Genomic DNA, 14,741 nt, shown 5'->3' on the forward strand with positions numbered 1-14,741 from the left:
GCTGCCGGACGTACTCGCGCACGCCCGCTTACCCACCCCCGTGGCTGTAGGTCACGTCGTGGACAGCCACCGGGATGACTGTCGGATGACTACGAGAACAGGAACGCACGGTCCCAGTTACTACGTTCCACACTCCACCGAATGATCACGCAGACGTTATCGAAGAGAGACTCATCGCCGCAGCTCAGGGGGTGGGTTCACGCTCGGTTCACACCGTGGTGGGCAGTGCTTTCGCGCCATCTTCGGTGACTCGCGTGGCTCCGAAGTACTCGGAGGTGTCGATGGGGTCGAACCGGATCACCGCACCCGTCCGCGGCGCGTCGATCATGTATCCGCCGCCCACATAGATCCCCACATGGTGGATGGCCCGGGAGTCGGTGGGGTCCTTGGAGAAGAACACGAGATCGCCGGGCAGAAGCTCGTCCCGCTTCGGGTGCGGCCCGGCGTTGTACTGGTCGTTGGCGACCCGCGGCAGCGTGATCCCGACACTCTCGTACGCGGCCTTGGTCAGCCCCGAGCAGTCAAAACGCCCGTTGTCCGCGGCGGTCCCGTTGCCGCCCCACAGATAGGGCGTCCCCAGCTTCTTCTGGGCGTAGTAGATGGCCCCCGCGGCCTGCTTGCTGGGATCGACCCGGCTGACCGGCGCGGCGAAGCTCTCCTCGAGCGTCGTGATCGTCTTGACGTAGTTCTGGGTCTCCTTGTACGGCGGCACGCCCCCGTACTTGATCACCGCGTAGGCCCCCGCGTTGTACGAGGCGAGCATGTTTTCGGTCAGGTTCCCGGGTACGTCCTTGACGTACGAGGCGAGCTGGCAGTCGTAGGAGGCGGCGGACGGGATGGCATCCGCGGGATCCCAGACGTTTTTGACGCCGTCTCCGTTGCCGTCGACGCCGTGGGTGGCCCAGGTGCCCGGAATGAACTGCGCTATCCCCTCCGCGGCCGCCGCGCTCTTGGCGTTCGGATTGAACCCGCTCTCCTGGTAGAGCTGGGCGGCGAGCAGCGCGGGGTTGAGGGCGGGGCAGAGGTTGCCCCACTTCTGCACGATGGCCGAGTACGCGGCGGGCACGGCCCCCTTGGCCAGGGCCTTGGTGCTGCCGCCCACCCCGTTGATGAGGTTCCCGGCGACGACGTACACCCCGACGACGAGCAGCATCACGAAGGACAGAGCAGAACCGACGGCAACGCCGGCCATGACCCACGCCTTACGCACCGTCAACCGCCCCTCGCCGCCCGGGAGTCAGATAGCCCGGGTCAGTCTAGGGGCGTGTCCCGTGTTCCGGGAGGTCAGAGATCAGCCGGTCGCATCCCGATACAACTCGGCCGCTTCCGGGCCGAACACGACGCTGTACGAGATGTCGTCCGTGAACCCGCCCTTCTCGTGCCCGCCCAGGATCCCGACGACCGCCTTGTCCCCGTTGACCCAAGGGCTCCCGCTGGTTCCTCCGGAAAGGCGGGGGCAGTAGATCCGCTGCTGGGTACGGCTGTGCACGGTCGGCCTGTTGGTGCAGCTGACGGGCACTTCTCGGGTGTTGGGATACCCGGTGATGGTGACGGCCGTGGCGCCCGTCGCCACGCCGGCCACGAAGGGGTTGCCGCCGACGGCGTCCTCGACGCCCTTGCCACCCTTGTTCTCGACGACGGCGAAGGCGACGTCACTGTCCTCGCGCTGCCCCTTGGCCCACCCGTCGGGCAGGAACACCTTCCGCACCGTCCACACCCCGTACGGCGCCCGCCCGCCCCGGTAGCCCGGCACGAAGACGAGGTCCCCGCCCTTGCTCCCGCCCAGGCAGTGGGCCGCGGTGACGATGAGATTGCGGCGCGGGCTGTACACGACGGACGCGGTGCAGAAGTGCCCGCCGGCCAGCGAGGATCTCCGGCCGGCGTCGAAGAGGGCACCGACCTTCCTGGACTGCGCGTTGTCCCCCGCGACAACGGTCACGCCGAGGGGACCCGGCCCGTCGTCCGCCTTGGCGAGGGAGGCGGACGTGAGCGCGGGCACAAGGAGCACGACGGCCGCGCACAGGGGACTGGTGACCCGCTTGCTGATGCGTGGAATGCGCTTCATCGGCAGCCACTGTGTCCGATGAAGGTGAGAAAAAGGTCTGGCGTTCACTTGGATCTCTCCGTGAACGGTCCTCCCTGCGTCTGCGGACCCCGCGCTGAAGCGCCGTACGCGACACCCACGAGCCGGGGGCGTACACGAGGGAGGGCGCCCTGCGACACGGACATGGCTCGCTGCCTCCGTCTCTCCACCGCTTCGGCGTCGCTACCACCGTACGGTGCCCCCGCCGACCCCGCCTCCGCGTCACGCTCCGCGCACGCCGGTGCCCGCTTCCTCTGCCGAGACTCCACCCTCGCCACACCATCCTCCCTTCACGCTCCGAACCCACACCATCACGTTAGGCCACCGGACTGACATTCGGGCCACCACACGGTCCGGGCGGAGTCCTACCGGGCGTCGTCTGCGCTCCCGCTGCCGCGTGGCTCGACGCGGTCGATCAGCTGCGCGCTCCAGGCCCGCAAAGCCGCTGCCTGCTGAGGTGTGAGCGTGTCGAGGAAGTAGTGGCGGATGTTCCCGGCATGCACGAGGACGGCGTTCTGCACGACGCCGCGCCCCTTGTCGGTCAGCCCGATCCCGGTACGGCGGCCACCGGCGCCGTGCTCGGTCCGCTCCACGAAGCCGCGGTTCTCCATGCGCGTCAGCTGGTGCGAGACGCGGCTCTTCTCCCAGTCGAGCGACTCGGACAGCTCGCCGACGCGCATCTCGCGGCCGGGGGCCTGCCACAGCGTCACCAGCACGCTGAACTCGGCCTTCGAGATGCCGCAGTCACGCTGCAGACCACGGTCGAGCTCCCGGACGAGCAGGCGCTGCGCGCGCATCCAGGTGTCCCAGAGCTCCCACTCGTCGGGTTCCAGCGTTCGCGTCCGAGCCATGGCGCGCAGCATACCGAGGCAGAGTGTTGACGCGTCAACTCACTCTCCCTAGAGTTGACGCGTCAACTCTTTCGGAAGGAACACCATGGCACTCCGTATCGGCATCATCCTCGGCAGCACCCGCCCCGGACGCCGGGGCGAGCCGATCGCCTCCTGGCTGCTCGACACGGCGCGCGCCCACGGCGGCGCCGACTACGAGCTCATCGACCTCGCCCAGCACCGCCTCGGCAACCTCGACGAGGGCGGCAATCCGACCCACCAGCAGTACGAGCACCCGCACACCCGCGCCTGGTCTGCGCTGATCGACGGCTTCGACGGCTTCGTGTTCCTCGTCCCGGAGTACAACCACTCCTTTCCCGGCGCGCTCAAGAACGCGCTGGACTACGTCTACCGGGAGTGGAACGACAAGGCGGCCGGCATCGTCAGCTACGGCGGATGGGCCGCGGGCGTCCGCGCCGCCGAAGCGCTGCGACTCGTGCTCGCCGAGCTCCAGGTGGCCACGGTCCGCACACAACCCGCCATCCCCCTGATACCCGCGTTCGCGACAGGCGCCTTCGTCGCGGCGGAGGGCCTCGACGCCGCGGTCTGCGGCATGCTCGACCAGGTCATCACCTGGTCCGGCGCACTGCGCGGCGTACGCGAGGCCAAGGCGGAGGCGTACGCGGGTGTCCAGCCCGCCGCAGCGGAATGACGCTCAGCCGGTCACATCGGCCTTGCCCCCGCCCGGAGTGACGGCATACCACTGCTCGTCCTTCCCCTGCCCGTTCAGCTGCCCCGCCCCGGTGTCCCCCACATACCGGTACAACGGCCACCCCCCGAGGGTGAGTTGCTTCCTGCCGTCGCGGTGGACCGTGCCGAGAAGCCTCTTCTCGACGCCCACGGCCTGTACGGAGTCCGACACGATGACGGGTATCCACGTCTTCACGCACTCACCGGAACAGGTCCACCTGGACGGATCGGGCCGATCCCTGTCGTAGCGGTAGAGAGTCGCCCCCGTGCCGTCGGTGACCACGCTGCCCACGCCCTTCACGACCTCGGCCCGCACCGAGGCGGTCGTGCCATCGTCGGCGGGCGGGGGGCTCGCGGGTGCCGAGCTCGCGGGTGCCGAGCTCGCCGGAGCCGACGCAACAGGCGCGACGCCGGCAGCGCTCGTACCGGAGGCGCCGCTGTTCGAGGAGTCGCACGCCGCCAGGAGGAAGGCGCAGACGAGGCCTGCGGCCGAAGCCAGGACGATGCGGTGCTGGATCACAGGACTGCTGTTCTTCGGGGTCGCCATCCACATGCCCACTCCATACGTCGGACAGCTCCCGCCCTCTCAGCCGCCGATGCCACATGACGCAGACTTGACCCCCGCCCCGCCCGGACAGGGCCTGCCGCGCACAGGAAGCGACGCGCGTAAACCTGTCTCCCACCTGTCCGGATGCTGTACGCGAGGTCAAGCCACCCCCAACCCCCCTCCATCGCACCGCCATTGAGCAGCAATCCGCCAACCCCCTTCAGTAATGCGGAAGTCAGAATTCCGAAACTGCCTTGTTTGTCGCGTACTCAACAAGCGATGGTCTACGCGGGTCGCCGCCCCTGCCGGAACCCCCCGGCAGTCCCCCCACCGCAGTCCTCTCCCCACCACTCCCAGGAGGCTGTACGTTGCGTACGACCACCCCCAACTTCCCCCACATATCCGGCAGATGGCGCCGGATCGGCTCCACCGCCGCGGCCACCGCGGCGCTGGTCCTCGCCGGATTCGGCACCGCGGTCCAGGCGAACGCCGCCACCACCGCCCCGGCCGCCCACAAGGTCAGCACCAAGGCGATCGCCGCACAGGTCGCCAAGGCGCACGTGCAGTACACGAAGGCCTGTGGCGCCACCCCGAAGAAGGGCTACGCCGCGTGCAACGCCCTGCGCGTCACCGGCGGCACCACCGCCTTCATGGAGAAGCAGGCCGCACTCAAGGGCGTCACCCCCAAGACCATCAGGCCGAACGCGGCTCAGGACGACCCGACCGGTTACGGCCCGAGCGACATCCAGTCGGCGTACGGCCTCACCGACGCCGCCTCCTCGAACGGCTCCGGCGAGACCGTCGCCATCGTGGACGCCTACGACGACCCGAACGCCGAGGCCGACCTCGCCACCTACCGCTCGTACTACGGCCTCTCCGCCTGCACCACCGCCAACGGCTGCTTCAAGAAGGTCAGCCAGACCGGCTCCACGACCTCCCTGCCCTCCGCCGACAGCGGCTGGGCCGGTGAGATCTCCCTCGACCTCGACGTGGTCAGCGCGACCTGCCCGAACTGCAACATCCTCCTCGTCGAGGCCAAGTCGGCGTCCGACGCCAACCTGGGCACCGCCGTGAACGAGGCCGTCAAGCTGGGTGCCAAGTTCGTCTCCAACAGCTACGGCGGCTCCGAGTCCTCGTCCGACACGACGTACGACTCCTCGTACTACAACCACCCGGGCGTCGCCATCACCGCGAGCGCCGGCGACAGCGGCTACGGCGCCGAATACCCCGCCGCCTCCAAGTACGTCACGGCAGTCGGCGGCACCAAGCTCTCCACGTCGTCCAACAGCCGCGGCTGGACCGAGAGCGTCTGGAACACCAGCAGCACCGAGGGCACCGGCTCCGGCTGCTCCTCGTACGACGCGAAGCCCTCCTGGCAGACCGACACCGGCTGCACCAAGCGCACGATCGCCGACGTCTCCGCGGTCGCCGACCCCGCCACCGGCGTCTCCGTCTACGACACCTACGGCTCCGACGGCACCGGCTGGAACACCTACGGCGGCACCAGCGCCTCCTCCCCGCTCATCGCCTCCGTCTACGCCCTCGCCGGCACCCCGGGCAGCAGCGACTACCCGGCGCAGTACCCCTACAACGCCGCCGGCACCTCCGCCCTCAACGACGTCACCAGCGGCAGCAACGGCACCTGCTCCACCAGCTACTTCTGCACCGCGAAGTCGGGCTACGACGGCCCGACCGGCTGGGGCACCCCCGAGGGCCTCGACGCCTTCACGGCGAGCTGACAGCAGTACGCGGCAGGACCACCCCGTCGGGTCACGGGGAGCCGCCGGACTGAGGGAGTACGTGGGGCCTCCTCGGCGGCACGGAAAGGGAAACGGGTCACGGCAGCCGGCCGCGGCCCGTTTTCCCGTACGCCCCGGCGTCCGTACATGACAGCGCATCGGGCACCATCTTCCGGAGAACGTCGACGTCCCATCCACGACGCCCCGGGGGAAAACCGAATGAAGCGCACGCTCGCAGTCCTGCTCACCGTCGCCGCGCTCACCGCGCCACTGGCCGGTTGCGGCAGCTCGTCGAAGAACGTCACCGGCACCGTCGTCAGCAAGGACACGGACCACGAGTGCAAGACGAAGAAGAAGGGCACGAAGCGGACCCGCAGCTGCCACACCGAGTACGAGCTGACGGTCCGCACGAAGGGCGGCGACGAGAAAGAGGTCGACGTCAGCTACAGCGCCTACAACAACTGCGTCGAGGGTGCCCGCTACCCCAAGTGCATCACGCGCTAGCGGTCCAGCCACCTCCGCCTTCACCGGCTGACGACTGCCCCTCCGTCACCGAGCGGGCCACGGCCACCGGCCGCGGCCCGTTAGCCGTACCGGATACTCTTCATCCGTTCGTCCGTCACCCGGAGAACATCGGCTCGACCCCTCACCCGACCCACCGTCAGGAACGATTCAGGTCGTAAGAGGAGTCAACGACGGAACCCCACCACAGGTTCCGCTCAGGCCTCATTGCCCGGCGTGACCTGCCGTGATACACAGAGTGACCTAACAGCTATTCGTACGAAACCCGCCATGCAATGACGCCAAGTCGACATACGAAGGCAGCATTGTCGGCGAGAATGAGCCTGACCTCTGCATCCCGGCAGGGGCTGCGGAACTACCCACCAGGGGCGGTGACTTACATGCTCTTTGCGGCCGACAAGGGAGACATCAACACCATCATCGGCGGGATCGCTCCGGACTGGGGCCCCTTCGGCAGCCTGGGCAACGAGGCGAAGGTCATGATCGAGGTGGTGATGGCCGTCGCCATTCTCCTCTGCCTCGGCATCGCCGTCTGGGGCGCCGCGAAGCAGCGCATCGGCGCGACCGCGCTGCGCGACACCTTCAGCGCGGAACAAGGCAAAGGCCTCATCATCGCCGGTCTCACCGGGGTATTCATCATCGGTTCGCTGGGCACGCTGTTCACCATCGTGTACGGCATGGCTGTCTAGATGGCCGTCTAGCAGGCCGTTTGCGGCAGGCGTCCGCCAGTCCCGCCGGGCGCGCCCGGTCCCCTCTACCCCCACCCGCCCGTCGTGCCCACCGGCTGAGGTTGCGTTTCCCTGATGTCGAGTCACCACACCGCGCCCGCGCGGGAACCAGCACGGCTACCGTCGTATGTCTACGAGCTGGAGAGGGCGTACACGGCATGAGTCTCGGAGACGAGCACGAGGCCTCCGGCGGTTACGGCGGCACGGGCCAGACCCGGACCCGGCTGCCCGACGGGGGCGGCGACGTCTACGGCGGCGCCCGCCGCGGCGGCCGCTCGTCGTCCCGGAGCCTGATCACGGTGGTCGGCGTAGTGGTCCTCCTCATCGCCGCAATCGCCTTCGCGAACCGTGGAGGGGGCGATTCCTCTTCGGACAGCGCAAGCGGGAGCAAGCCGGACGCTGCGTCCACGGCTGCGAGCGGGACGAAGCCGGTGCAGGCAGGCTTCGCCCATGACCAGCAGGGGGCACAGAGCGCGGCGGCGAACTACTCGGTCGCGCTGGGCTCCACGGACATGTTCAACACCGCCGGTCGGCACGCGATCGTCGATACCGTCTACGCCCCGGATGTGGCCGCCGCTCGGCAGTCCGCCCTGGACAGCGCGTACTCCAGCGAGAAGTTCCTGACCAACATCGGCCTCGACAAGGACGGCAGGGCGCCGAGCGGACAGACCTTCGTCTCCCGTGTCATTCCGGTAGGCACCAAGGTCACCTCCTCCACCGCGAGCACTGCCACCGTCGAGGTCTGGTACACGTCGCTCTTCGGCCTGTCCGGTGAGAGCTCGACGAACCCGGTGTCCGAGAGCTGGTACACCACGACGTACCAGCTGAAGTGGGTCGACAACGACTGGAAGGTCACCGACTTCCAGCAGAAGGACGGACCCGTGCCGGTCGGTCGCGATCAGAAGGCTTCCACCGCCGACGACATGACGAAGGCTGTCGAGGAGTTCGGAGGCTTCACCTATGCGCGCTAACCACCGCCTCGTCAAGGTCACGGCCGCTGTCGCCACCGTCCAGGCCGCTGCCGTGCTGCTGGCCACACGCGCCTTCGCCGCACCTACGCCCACCCCGACGACGAGCAACGACCCCTGCGACCTCATCCGCGGCCCCGCCAAGGACTACTGCGAACGCGGCAGCGGAGACAAAGGCATCACCGGCACCGGTGGCGGTCTCGACCCCACCTCCACCCTCGACCCCCTCTCCTCCCTCGCCAAGGGCTGCGCGGACGCCGCCTCCTGGACGGTCAACAAGCTCAGCGAGGCCGTCAAAGAAACCGCGAACGTCGACTTCACCAACCAGAAGTTCCTTCAGCAGTACGCCGTCGTCTTCGCCGCCTCCACGATCCTCACGCTCCTGCTCTGGCTGCTGGCCGTCGCCAAGCGCGCCGTCCGAGGTGTCCCCCTCACGACGGCGATCTCGGAGGCGATCGGCTTCCTCTGGCTGACGGTCCTCGCCTCGGCCTTCACGCCCCTGATCCTCTACACCGTCGTATCGGCGACGGACGGCGTCACAGACGTCCTCGCCAAGACCACCGGCGACCAGACGGACACCTTCTTCGGCACGTTCTCCGGCGCCCTCAGCAAGGGCGAGCACATCGGCGGCGGCCCCATCATGCTGATCGTCGTGTCCCTGGTCAGCATCCTCGCCGCCGGCGTGCTCTGGCTGGAGCTCGTCATCCGCGCCGCCCTCCTCTACGTCGGCGCCCTCCTCGGCACCGTCGTCTACGCGGGCCTGGTCGACAAGAACCTGTGGGGCCACGTCCGCCGCTGGGCGGGCATCATGATCGCGGTCATCCTCGTCAAGCCGATCATCGTGATCGTGCTGGGCCTCGCCGGCGCGCTGTCCTCCGCGAACGGCCCGGACTCGTTCTCCGCGGTCGTCTCCGGCCTCGCGATCATCCTGCTCGCCATCTTCGCCAGCGCGATGATCTACCGCTTCGTCCCCGGCTTCGGCGACGAGATCGCCAGCGGCCGCAACAACCGCATCATGGCCGGCGCCGAGGGCAAGGCCGCCGCGGTCATCAGCTCCCCGGCGACCATGGTCGCGCAGGGCATCAAGACGCACAGCGCCCGCGCCAACGACAACGGGGGCGGCGGCCAGTCGTCCTCCGGCGGGGGCGCCCGCCCGGCCAACCCGGCCAGCGGCGGAGTAGCCGCCCACAGCACCCGCCCCTCGAACGGAGGTGGCGGCGGATCCGTCCCCACCGCCGCACCCGCACCCCGTTCGTCGAGCCCGGTGAACACCCCGCACGCCAGCAACACCCGCAACAGCAGTACCAACCGCACGGGAGGTGAAGGGCGTTGACGACCGAGTCCCACCTGTCCCATCCGGTCACGCCCCGCCGCACTTATCTCATCGGCCGCGCCCGGCCGAACGCGATCGTCGGCCGGAACCGTGAGTCCGGCGAGATCGCACTGATCATCGCGGGCGCGTTCCTCGGCATGATGTGCGGGCTCCTGGTCCCCGTCCTCTCCCTGCGCATCGTGCTGCTGATGGGCTTCCCGCTGATCGCCCTGATGGCGGTCTACGTGCCGTACAAGCACCGCACGTTCTACAAGTGGTTCGAGATCAACCGCAGCTACAAGCGCACCCTGAAACAGGGCACCGTCTACCGCAGCGGCGTCATCGAGGCCGGTACCCGGCTCGACGGACGCGAGGTCGAGGTCGGCCCGCCCCCCGGGATCGGCCGCATCACCTGGCTGGCCGCCCCCTTCGGGCCCGACGAGATCGCCGTGCTCCTGCACGCCGACCGCCGCACCGTCACCGCCGCCATCGAGATCGAGGGCCCCGGCGTCGGCCTGCGCGACTCGGAGGACCAGGAAGCCCTCGTCGACCGCTTCGGCACGCTCCTCAAGCACGTCGCCAACGGGGACGGCTTCGTCACCCGCCTCCAGATGCTCGCCCGCACCCTCCCCGCCGACCCGGACGCCCACGCCAAGGACGTCGCCATCCGCGGGGACGAGAAGTCGCTGGGCTGGCTGCAGCAGTCGTACGACCAACTGCAGTCGATGGTATCGACGAGCAGCGAGCAGCACCGCGCCTACCTCGTCGCCTGCATGCACTTCACCCGCGACCTCGCCGCCGAGGCACACGCGATGGCCCGCGCGGCCCGCCCCCAGAACGGCCGCAAGGTGGACCGGGACGCCGGTCTCGCGGTCGTCATGGCCCGTGAGCTCACCGACATCTGCTCGCGCCTCCAGGAGGCCGACATCCGCGTGCGCCAGCCCCTCGGGCAGGGCCGTCTCGCCTCCCTCATCCACTCCATGTACGACCCCGACCACCCGATCGACCACATCCAGGCGATGACCAAGCGCAACGCCTGGCCGGCCGAACTGGACGCCATGGAGCCGACGTACCTCCAGGCCAAGACCCGGGAGTCCTCCACCCGCGCGCCCTGGTGCCACGCCACGGCCTGGGTGAAGGAGTGGCCGATGACCCCGGTGGGCGTCAACTTCCTGGCCCCGCTGCTCGTCCACACCCCGGACGTCATCCGGACGGTCGCCGTCACGATGGACCTCGAACCCACCGAGGTGGCCATCGAACGCATGCTGACCGAGAAGACCAACGACGAGGCCGAGGCCTCCCGGGCCGCCAAGATGAACCGCACGGTCGACCCCCGTGACGTCGCCGCCCACAACCGCCTGGACCAGCGCGGCGAGGACCTGGCGAGCGGCGCGGCAGGCGTGAACCTGGTCGGCTACATCACCGTCTCCTCCCGCTCCCCCGAGGCCCTCGCCCGCGACAAGCGGACCATCCGCGCCTCGGCCGGAAAGTCGTACCTGAAGCTGGAGTGGTGCGACCGGGAACACCACCGCGCCTTCGTGAACACGCTCCCGTTCGCCACCGGCATCCGAAGGTAGGGGCTGAGCTCTGATGCGGGATCCGCTGTCCGTCCTGACCGACGCCTTCACGTCCTTCCTCTTCGGGAAGGTCGAGACGACCCGCCTACCGGTGCGCACGTCGACAGGCCAGGCCCAGGCGGTCTACCTGCCGACCGCCGCGCCCGGCCTCGGCGACTCGGGCGTGATCATCGGCCGCGAGGTCTACTCCGGCAAGGGCTACATCTACGACCCCTTCCAGCTGTACGGCCAGCAGCTCCCGGCCCCGCACTGGCTGGTCCTCGGCGAGTCCGGCAACGGCAAGTCGGCCCTGGAGAAGACCTACGTCCTACGACAGCTGCGCTTCCGCGACCGCCAGGTCGTCGTCCTCGACGCACAGGGCGAGGACGGCGTCGGCGAATGGAACCTGATCGCGGAGCAGCTGGGGATAACTCCCATCCGCCTGGACCCGACGGCCGCCCTGGACATGGGAATCCGCCTCAACCCCCTCGACCCGGCGATCACGACCACCGGCCAGCTCGCCCTGCTCCGGACGATCATCGAGGTCGCCATGGGCCACGGCCTGGACGAACGCTCCGGCTTCGCCCTGAAGGTCGCGCACGCCTACGTCAACGAGACGATCGTCGAACGCCAGCCGGTCCTCACCGACATCGTCGAGCAGCTACGGCACCCCGAACCCGAGTCGGCCGAGGCGATGAACGTCGCCATAGAGGACGTACGGGCCTGGGGCCTGGACGTGGCGCTGGTCCTCGACCGCCTGGTCGACGGTGACCTCCGCGGCATGTTCGACGGCCCGACCACGGTCGGCATCGACCTCGACGCACCCCTCATCGTGTTCGATTTGTCCCACATCGACCGCAACTCCATCGCCATGCCGATCCTGATGGCGATCGTCGGCGTATGGCTGGAACACACCTGGATCCGCCCCGACCGGAAGAAGCGCATCTTCCTGGTCGAGGAGGCCTGGCACATCATCAACAGCCCCTTCGTGGCCCAGCTGTTCCAGCGGCTGCTGAAGTTCGGCCGCCGGCTCGGTCTGTCCTTCGTGGCCGTGGTCCACCACCTGTCGGACGTCGTCGACGGCGCGGCGGCCAAGGAAGCCGCGGCCATCCTGAAGATGGCGTCGACGAGGACGATCTACGCCCAGAAAGCCGACGAGGCGCGGGCGACAGGCCGCGTCCTGGGCCTCCCCCGCTGGGCGGTGGAGATCATCCCCACCCTCACCCCCGGCATCGCCGTCTGGGACGTCAACGGCAATGTCCAGGTCGTCAAACACCTGATCACCGAGACGGAACGCCCCCTCGTCTTCACCGACCGCGCCATGACGGAGTCCTCCGCCGAGCGCGACCTGAAGGACGACGCCCTGCGCGCCGCCGAGCTGGAGGCCGAGGAGCGCGCGGCGGCCTTCGTGGAACAGCACCTGAGCGACTTCGAGGGGCCGTCCGAGTCGACGGTGGCGTAGCAGGGGAGGCGGGACGTGGTGAGACCGGACGACCGGCGAAGAGACCCCCGGGACGGGCAGGGCGGCATCCCGGACGGGCTCCTGCTCGGCATACTCGCCTTCCTCCTCGGCATGACCCTCCTGGTGTGGACGGCCACCGGCCTCGCGGGCCTGTTCGCCAAGGGCAGCTGGCCGGACGGCGTCACCTTCACCCGCACGCCTCTCGCCATGCGCCACCTCATCGGCCAACCGCACGACATCCCGGGCGCCTGGCCCGAGACCCCGGACACCCAGCTCTCCGGCTACGGCCTGTTCTGGGGCCTGTTCATCGGCCAGTTGATGGTGCTGTTCGTCCTGACGGTGTTCGCCATGGGCACGTTCGCCCGCTGGCGCGCAGGCCGCCTGAGGCGCCGCACGCAACAGCCCGCGGCTGTCGAGGGACCCGCGCCCGAGCCGATGCCGACGCACTACGAGGTCCCGACACCGAGGACGGCACCGCCCGAACCCCAGCCGACGGAACTCCTCCAGGAACCGGCACCCACGCCCGGGCCCGCCGCCTCCCTGCTCGCCCATGACCGGCCGACGGTGGCCGGGACGGCCGGAACGCTCGGAGTGGCCGGCGGTCGGGAGAAACTCGTCGTGGCCCCCAGAGAAAACCGCCACGCGACCGCGACCCAGGCCGTGCGCGACGCGGAAGGCCCGGCCCTCGTCATCACCTCGAACCCGGCGATCTGGTCGGACACCAAGGACGCCCGGTCAAAACTGGGCCCCGTCCTCCTGTACGACCCCGCGCACCTCTGCGACACCCCGGCCCGCCTGCACTGGTCCCCCACCACGGGCTGCGAGGACAAGCAGACGGCAGCGGCCCGAGCAGCCGCCCTCCTCGCCCCGATCCGCCCCACCGCCAAACTCGACCAGGCCCTGGCAGCAACAGCCGAAACGCTCCTGCGCAGCTATGTGCACGCCGCAGCCGTGGACGGTCGCACCATCCGCCACGTCCACCGCTGGTCCCAGGGCGCCCAGGTCCAGGACGCGGTCCGCATCCTCCGTACGCATCCCAAGGCGGCCCCCGGCTCCGCGGGCGAACTCGAGGCGGCCCTCACCGCGCACCCCGAACGCCGGGACATGGCTCAGGAGTTGACCAGCAGAGCTCTCTCCGCCCTCTTCACGGTCAACATCCGCGAGGCCTGCACTCCAAACCGAACAGATGCCCTCGCCTTGGATTCCTTCGTCCATGAAGGGGGCACGCTTTATGTGGTGGGGGAATCCATCGAGGACCCCAGATCCAACCCGGGGGCGATGCCCCTTCTGACGGCCCTCGTCTCAAGCGTGGTCGAGCGTGGCCGGCGCATGGCCGAACGGTCATCCTCCGGTCGCCTCGACCCACCACTTACGCTCGTCCTCGACGACGTCGCGGCGGTGGCTCCGCTTCCCCAGCTCCCGGAGCTGCTGGCCACAGGAGCGGACCGGGGCCTGCCGACCCTGGCCCTGCTCCGCTCCCGCGAACAGGGCCGAGCCCGCTGGCCGCACGACGAACTGCCGGTGTGAGCCGTCAGCCGACCTTGTCGCGCACCAAGGCGAACTCCAACTCGGCCTCCCCCGGCCTCTCCTCCAACGGCACGGTCACTCCGGTCGGCGTGAACCCGACCTTCCGGTAGAACCGCTGAGCCCGCCCGTTCTCCTCGTGCACGATGAGCCGCACCCGCTCCACGCCCTGCGCCCAGGCCCACTCCAGGCCGGCATCGAAGAGCACCTCGGTGAGCCCGATGCCCCGACACTCCGGCCGCACGAACACGCCTACGACATGCCCCTGCTTCCGCTCCACCGGAAACCCGGCCCAGTCGGTCGACCCGGCCTCCTCGACCAGCACGACCAACGTCCCGACCCACTCTCCGTCGGGCCCCTCAGCAATGATCTGCTGCGCCCCGGACGCGCCCTCGGCGGCGCCGGCCGCACGCTCCTGCCAGAAGGAATCCGGGCGGGCGATCGCTTGCTCGTAGGTTTCCAAAAAGGCGAGATGCGCTACGGGATCTTGGAGCGAGACGAGCCGCAACGCCTTGGCCCGGGGCCACTCGTCGGCGCGTATGGAACGGATCTTGTAGTTCATGGAGGCCACGGTAGCCGAAACGCAGAAAACCCCCGCACCGAATGGTGCGGGGGTTTTCTCAAGAATTGTTCGGCGGCGTCCTACTCTCCCACAGGGTCCCCCCTGCAGTACCATCGGCGCTGTAAGGCTTAGCTTCCGGGTTCGGAATGTAACCGGGC

General features: G+C 69.1%; 14 protein-coding genes and 1 rRNA gene. 9 read left to right on the top strand and 6 right to left on the bottom strand.

What is annotated here, in order from left to right; translation table 11 throughout:
* Nucleotides 1-208 precede the first annotated feature (208 nt).
* The 3 genes from ACWC1K_RS32130 to ACWC1K_RS32140 form a co-directional block, all read right to left on the bottom strand.
* Complete coding sequence (locus tag ACWC1K_RS32130) at nt 209-1,216, bottom strand: C40 family peptidase (RefSeq protein WP_450836454.1); 1,008 nt, start codon at nt 1,214-1,216, stop codon at nt 209-211.
* 75 nt (nt 1,217-1,291) lie between these two features.
* Complete coding sequence (locus tag ACWC1K_RS32135) at nt 1,292-2,065, bottom strand: trypsin-like serine peptidase (protein ID WP_450836455.1); 774 nt, start codon at nt 2,063-2,065, stop codon at nt 1,292-1,294.
* A gap of 383 nt (nt 2,066-2,448) precedes the next feature.
* Nucleotides 2,449-2,934 (bottom strand): MarR family winged helix-turn-helix transcriptional regulator, encoded by a 486-nt coding sequence (locus ACWC1K_RS32140; RefSeq protein WP_450836456.1) that lies wholly within the window; start codon nt 2,932-2,934, stop codon nt 2,449-2,451.
* 85 nt (nt 2,935-3,019) lie between these two features.
* Between ACWC1K_RS32140 and ACWC1K_RS32145 the strand changes: the two genes are divergently transcribed.
* Nucleotides 3,020-3,625: an NADPH-dependent FMN reductase gene (locus ACWC1K_RS32145; protein ID WP_450836457.1), complete on the top strand. Its 606-nt coding sequence runs from the start codon at nt 3,020-3,022 to the stop codon at nt 3,623-3,625.
* A gap of 3 nt (nt 3,626-3,628) precedes the next feature.
* Here ACWC1K_RS32145 and ACWC1K_RS32150 read toward each other — a convergent pair whose 3' ends face one another.
* A complete protein-coding gene (locus ACWC1K_RS32150) occupies nt 3,629-4,210 on the bottom strand; it encodes a hypothetical protein (RefSeq protein ID WP_450836458.1) in 582 nt (193 codons plus the stop codon).
* A gap of 368 nt (nt 4,211-4,578) precedes the next feature.
* Between ACWC1K_RS32150 and ACWC1K_RS32155 the strand changes: the two genes are divergently transcribed.
* From ACWC1K_RS32155 to ACWC1K_RS32190, 8 genes are all read left to right on the top strand, one after another.
* Nucleotides 4,579-5,949 carry a S53 family peptidase gene (locus ACWC1K_RS32155; RefSeq protein ID WP_450836459.1) on the top strand — a complete coding sequence of 457 codons (1,371 nt, stop codon included), beginning with the start codon at nt 4,579-4,581 and terminating at the stop codon, nt 5,947-5,949.
* 219 nt (nt 5,950-6,168) lie between these two features.
* Nucleotides 6,169-6,453, top strand: a complete 285-nt coding sequence (locus tag ACWC1K_RS32160) for a hypothetical protein (protein WP_450836460.1) — start codon at nt 6,169-6,171, stop codon at nt 6,451-6,453.
* 398 nt (nt 6,454-6,851) lie between these two features.
* A complete protein-coding gene (locus tag ACWC1K_RS32165; RefSeq protein ID WP_014673544.1) occupies nt 6,852-7,160 on the top strand; it encodes a hypothetical protein in 309 nt (102 codons plus the stop codon).
* 197 nt (nt 7,161-7,357) lie between these two features.
* Complete coding sequence (locus tag ACWC1K_RS32170) at nt 7,358-8,170, top strand: hypothetical protein (RefSeq protein ID WP_450836461.1); 813 nt, start codon at nt 7,358-7,360, stop codon at nt 8,168-8,170.
* Nucleotides 8,160-9,500 carry a hypothetical protein gene (locus tag ACWC1K_RS32175; protein WP_450836462.1) on the top strand — a complete coding sequence of 447 codons (1,341 nt, stop codon included), beginning with the start codon at nt 8,160-8,162 and terminating at the stop codon, nt 9,498-9,500. The genes ACWC1K_RS32170 and ACWC1K_RS32175 overlap by 11 nt, the downstream gene beginning before the upstream one ends.
* Nucleotides 9,497-11,056: an SCO6880 family protein gene (locus tag ACWC1K_RS32180; RefSeq protein WP_450836463.1), complete on the top strand. Its 1,560-nt coding sequence runs from the start codon at nt 9,497-9,499 to the stop codon at nt 11,054-11,056. Before ACWC1K_RS32175 ends, ACWC1K_RS32180 begins: the two co-directional genes overlap by 4 nt.
* A gap of 13 nt (nt 11,057-11,069) precedes the next feature.
* A complete protein-coding gene (locus ACWC1K_RS32185; protein ID WP_450836464.1) occupies nt 11,070-12,497 on the top strand; it encodes an ATP-binding protein in 1,428 nt (475 codons plus the stop codon).
* Nucleotides 12,498-12,515: 18 nt separating this feature from the next.
* Entirely contained in the window at nt 12,516-14,024 is a 1,509-nt protein-coding gene (locus tag ACWC1K_RS32190; protein ID WP_450836466.1) for a type IV secretory system conjugative DNA transfer family protein, read from the top strand.
* A gap of 4 nt (nt 14,025-14,028) precedes the next feature.
* On the opposite strand, the gene ACWC1K_RS32195 is transcribed toward ACWC1K_RS32190, so the two are convergent.
* Nucleotides 14,029-14,583: a GNAT family N-acetyltransferase gene (locus tag ACWC1K_RS32195; protein ID WP_450836465.1), complete on the bottom strand. Its 555-nt coding sequence runs from the start codon at nt 14,581-14,583 to the stop codon at nt 14,029-14,031.
* A gap of 67 nt (nt 14,584-14,650) precedes the next feature.
* Nucleotides 14,651-14,741 (bottom strand): 5S ribosomal RNA (gene rrf / locus ACWC1K_RS32200); the annotation flags it as partial.

It is taken from the genome of Streptomyces sp. NPDC001492 (assembly GCF_053597275.1).

Excerpts from the sequence above, each read along its gene's own strand:
- ACWC1K_RS32135 (WP_450836455.1), bottom strand. The coding sequence starts at position 2,065 with ATGAAGCGCATTCCACGCATCAGCAAGCGGGTCACCAGTCCCCTGTGC.
- ACWC1K_RS32140 (WP_450836456.1), bottom strand. The coding sequence starts at position 2,934 with ATGGCTCGGACGCGAACGCTGGAACCCGACGAGTGGGAGCTCTGGGAC.
- ACWC1K_RS32145 (WP_450836457.1), top strand. The coding sequence starts at position 3,020 with ATGGCACTCCGTATCGGCATCATCCTCGGCAGCACCCGCCCCGGACGC.
- ACWC1K_RS32150 (WP_450836458.1), bottom strand. The coding sequence starts at position 4,210 with ATGGCGACCCCGAAGAACAGCAGTCCTGTGATCCAGCACCGCATCGTC.
- ACWC1K_RS32160 (WP_450836460.1), top strand. The coding sequence starts at position 6,169 with ATGAAGCGCACGCTCGCAGTCCTGCTCACCGTCGCCGCGCTCACCGCG.
- ACWC1K_RS32165 (WP_014673544.1), top strand. The coding sequence starts at position 6,852 with ATGCTCTTTGCGGCCGACAAGGGAGACATCAACACCATCATCGGCGGG.
- ACWC1K_RS32170 (WP_450836461.1), top strand. The coding sequence starts at position 7,358 with ATGAGTCTCGGAGACGAGCACGAGGCCTCCGGCGGTTACGGCGGCACG.
- ACWC1K_RS32175 (WP_450836462.1), top strand. The coding sequence starts at position 8,160 with ATGCGCGCTAACCACCGCCTCGTCAAGGTCACGGCCGCTGTCGCCACC.
- ACWC1K_RS32185 (WP_450836464.1), top strand. The coding sequence starts at position 11,070 with ATGCGGGATCCGCTGTCCGTCCTGACCGACGCCTTCACGTCCTTCCTC.
- ACWC1K_RS32195 (WP_450836465.1), bottom strand. The coding sequence starts at position 14,583 with ATGAACTACAAGATCCGTTCCATACGCGCCGACGAGTGGCCCCGGGCC.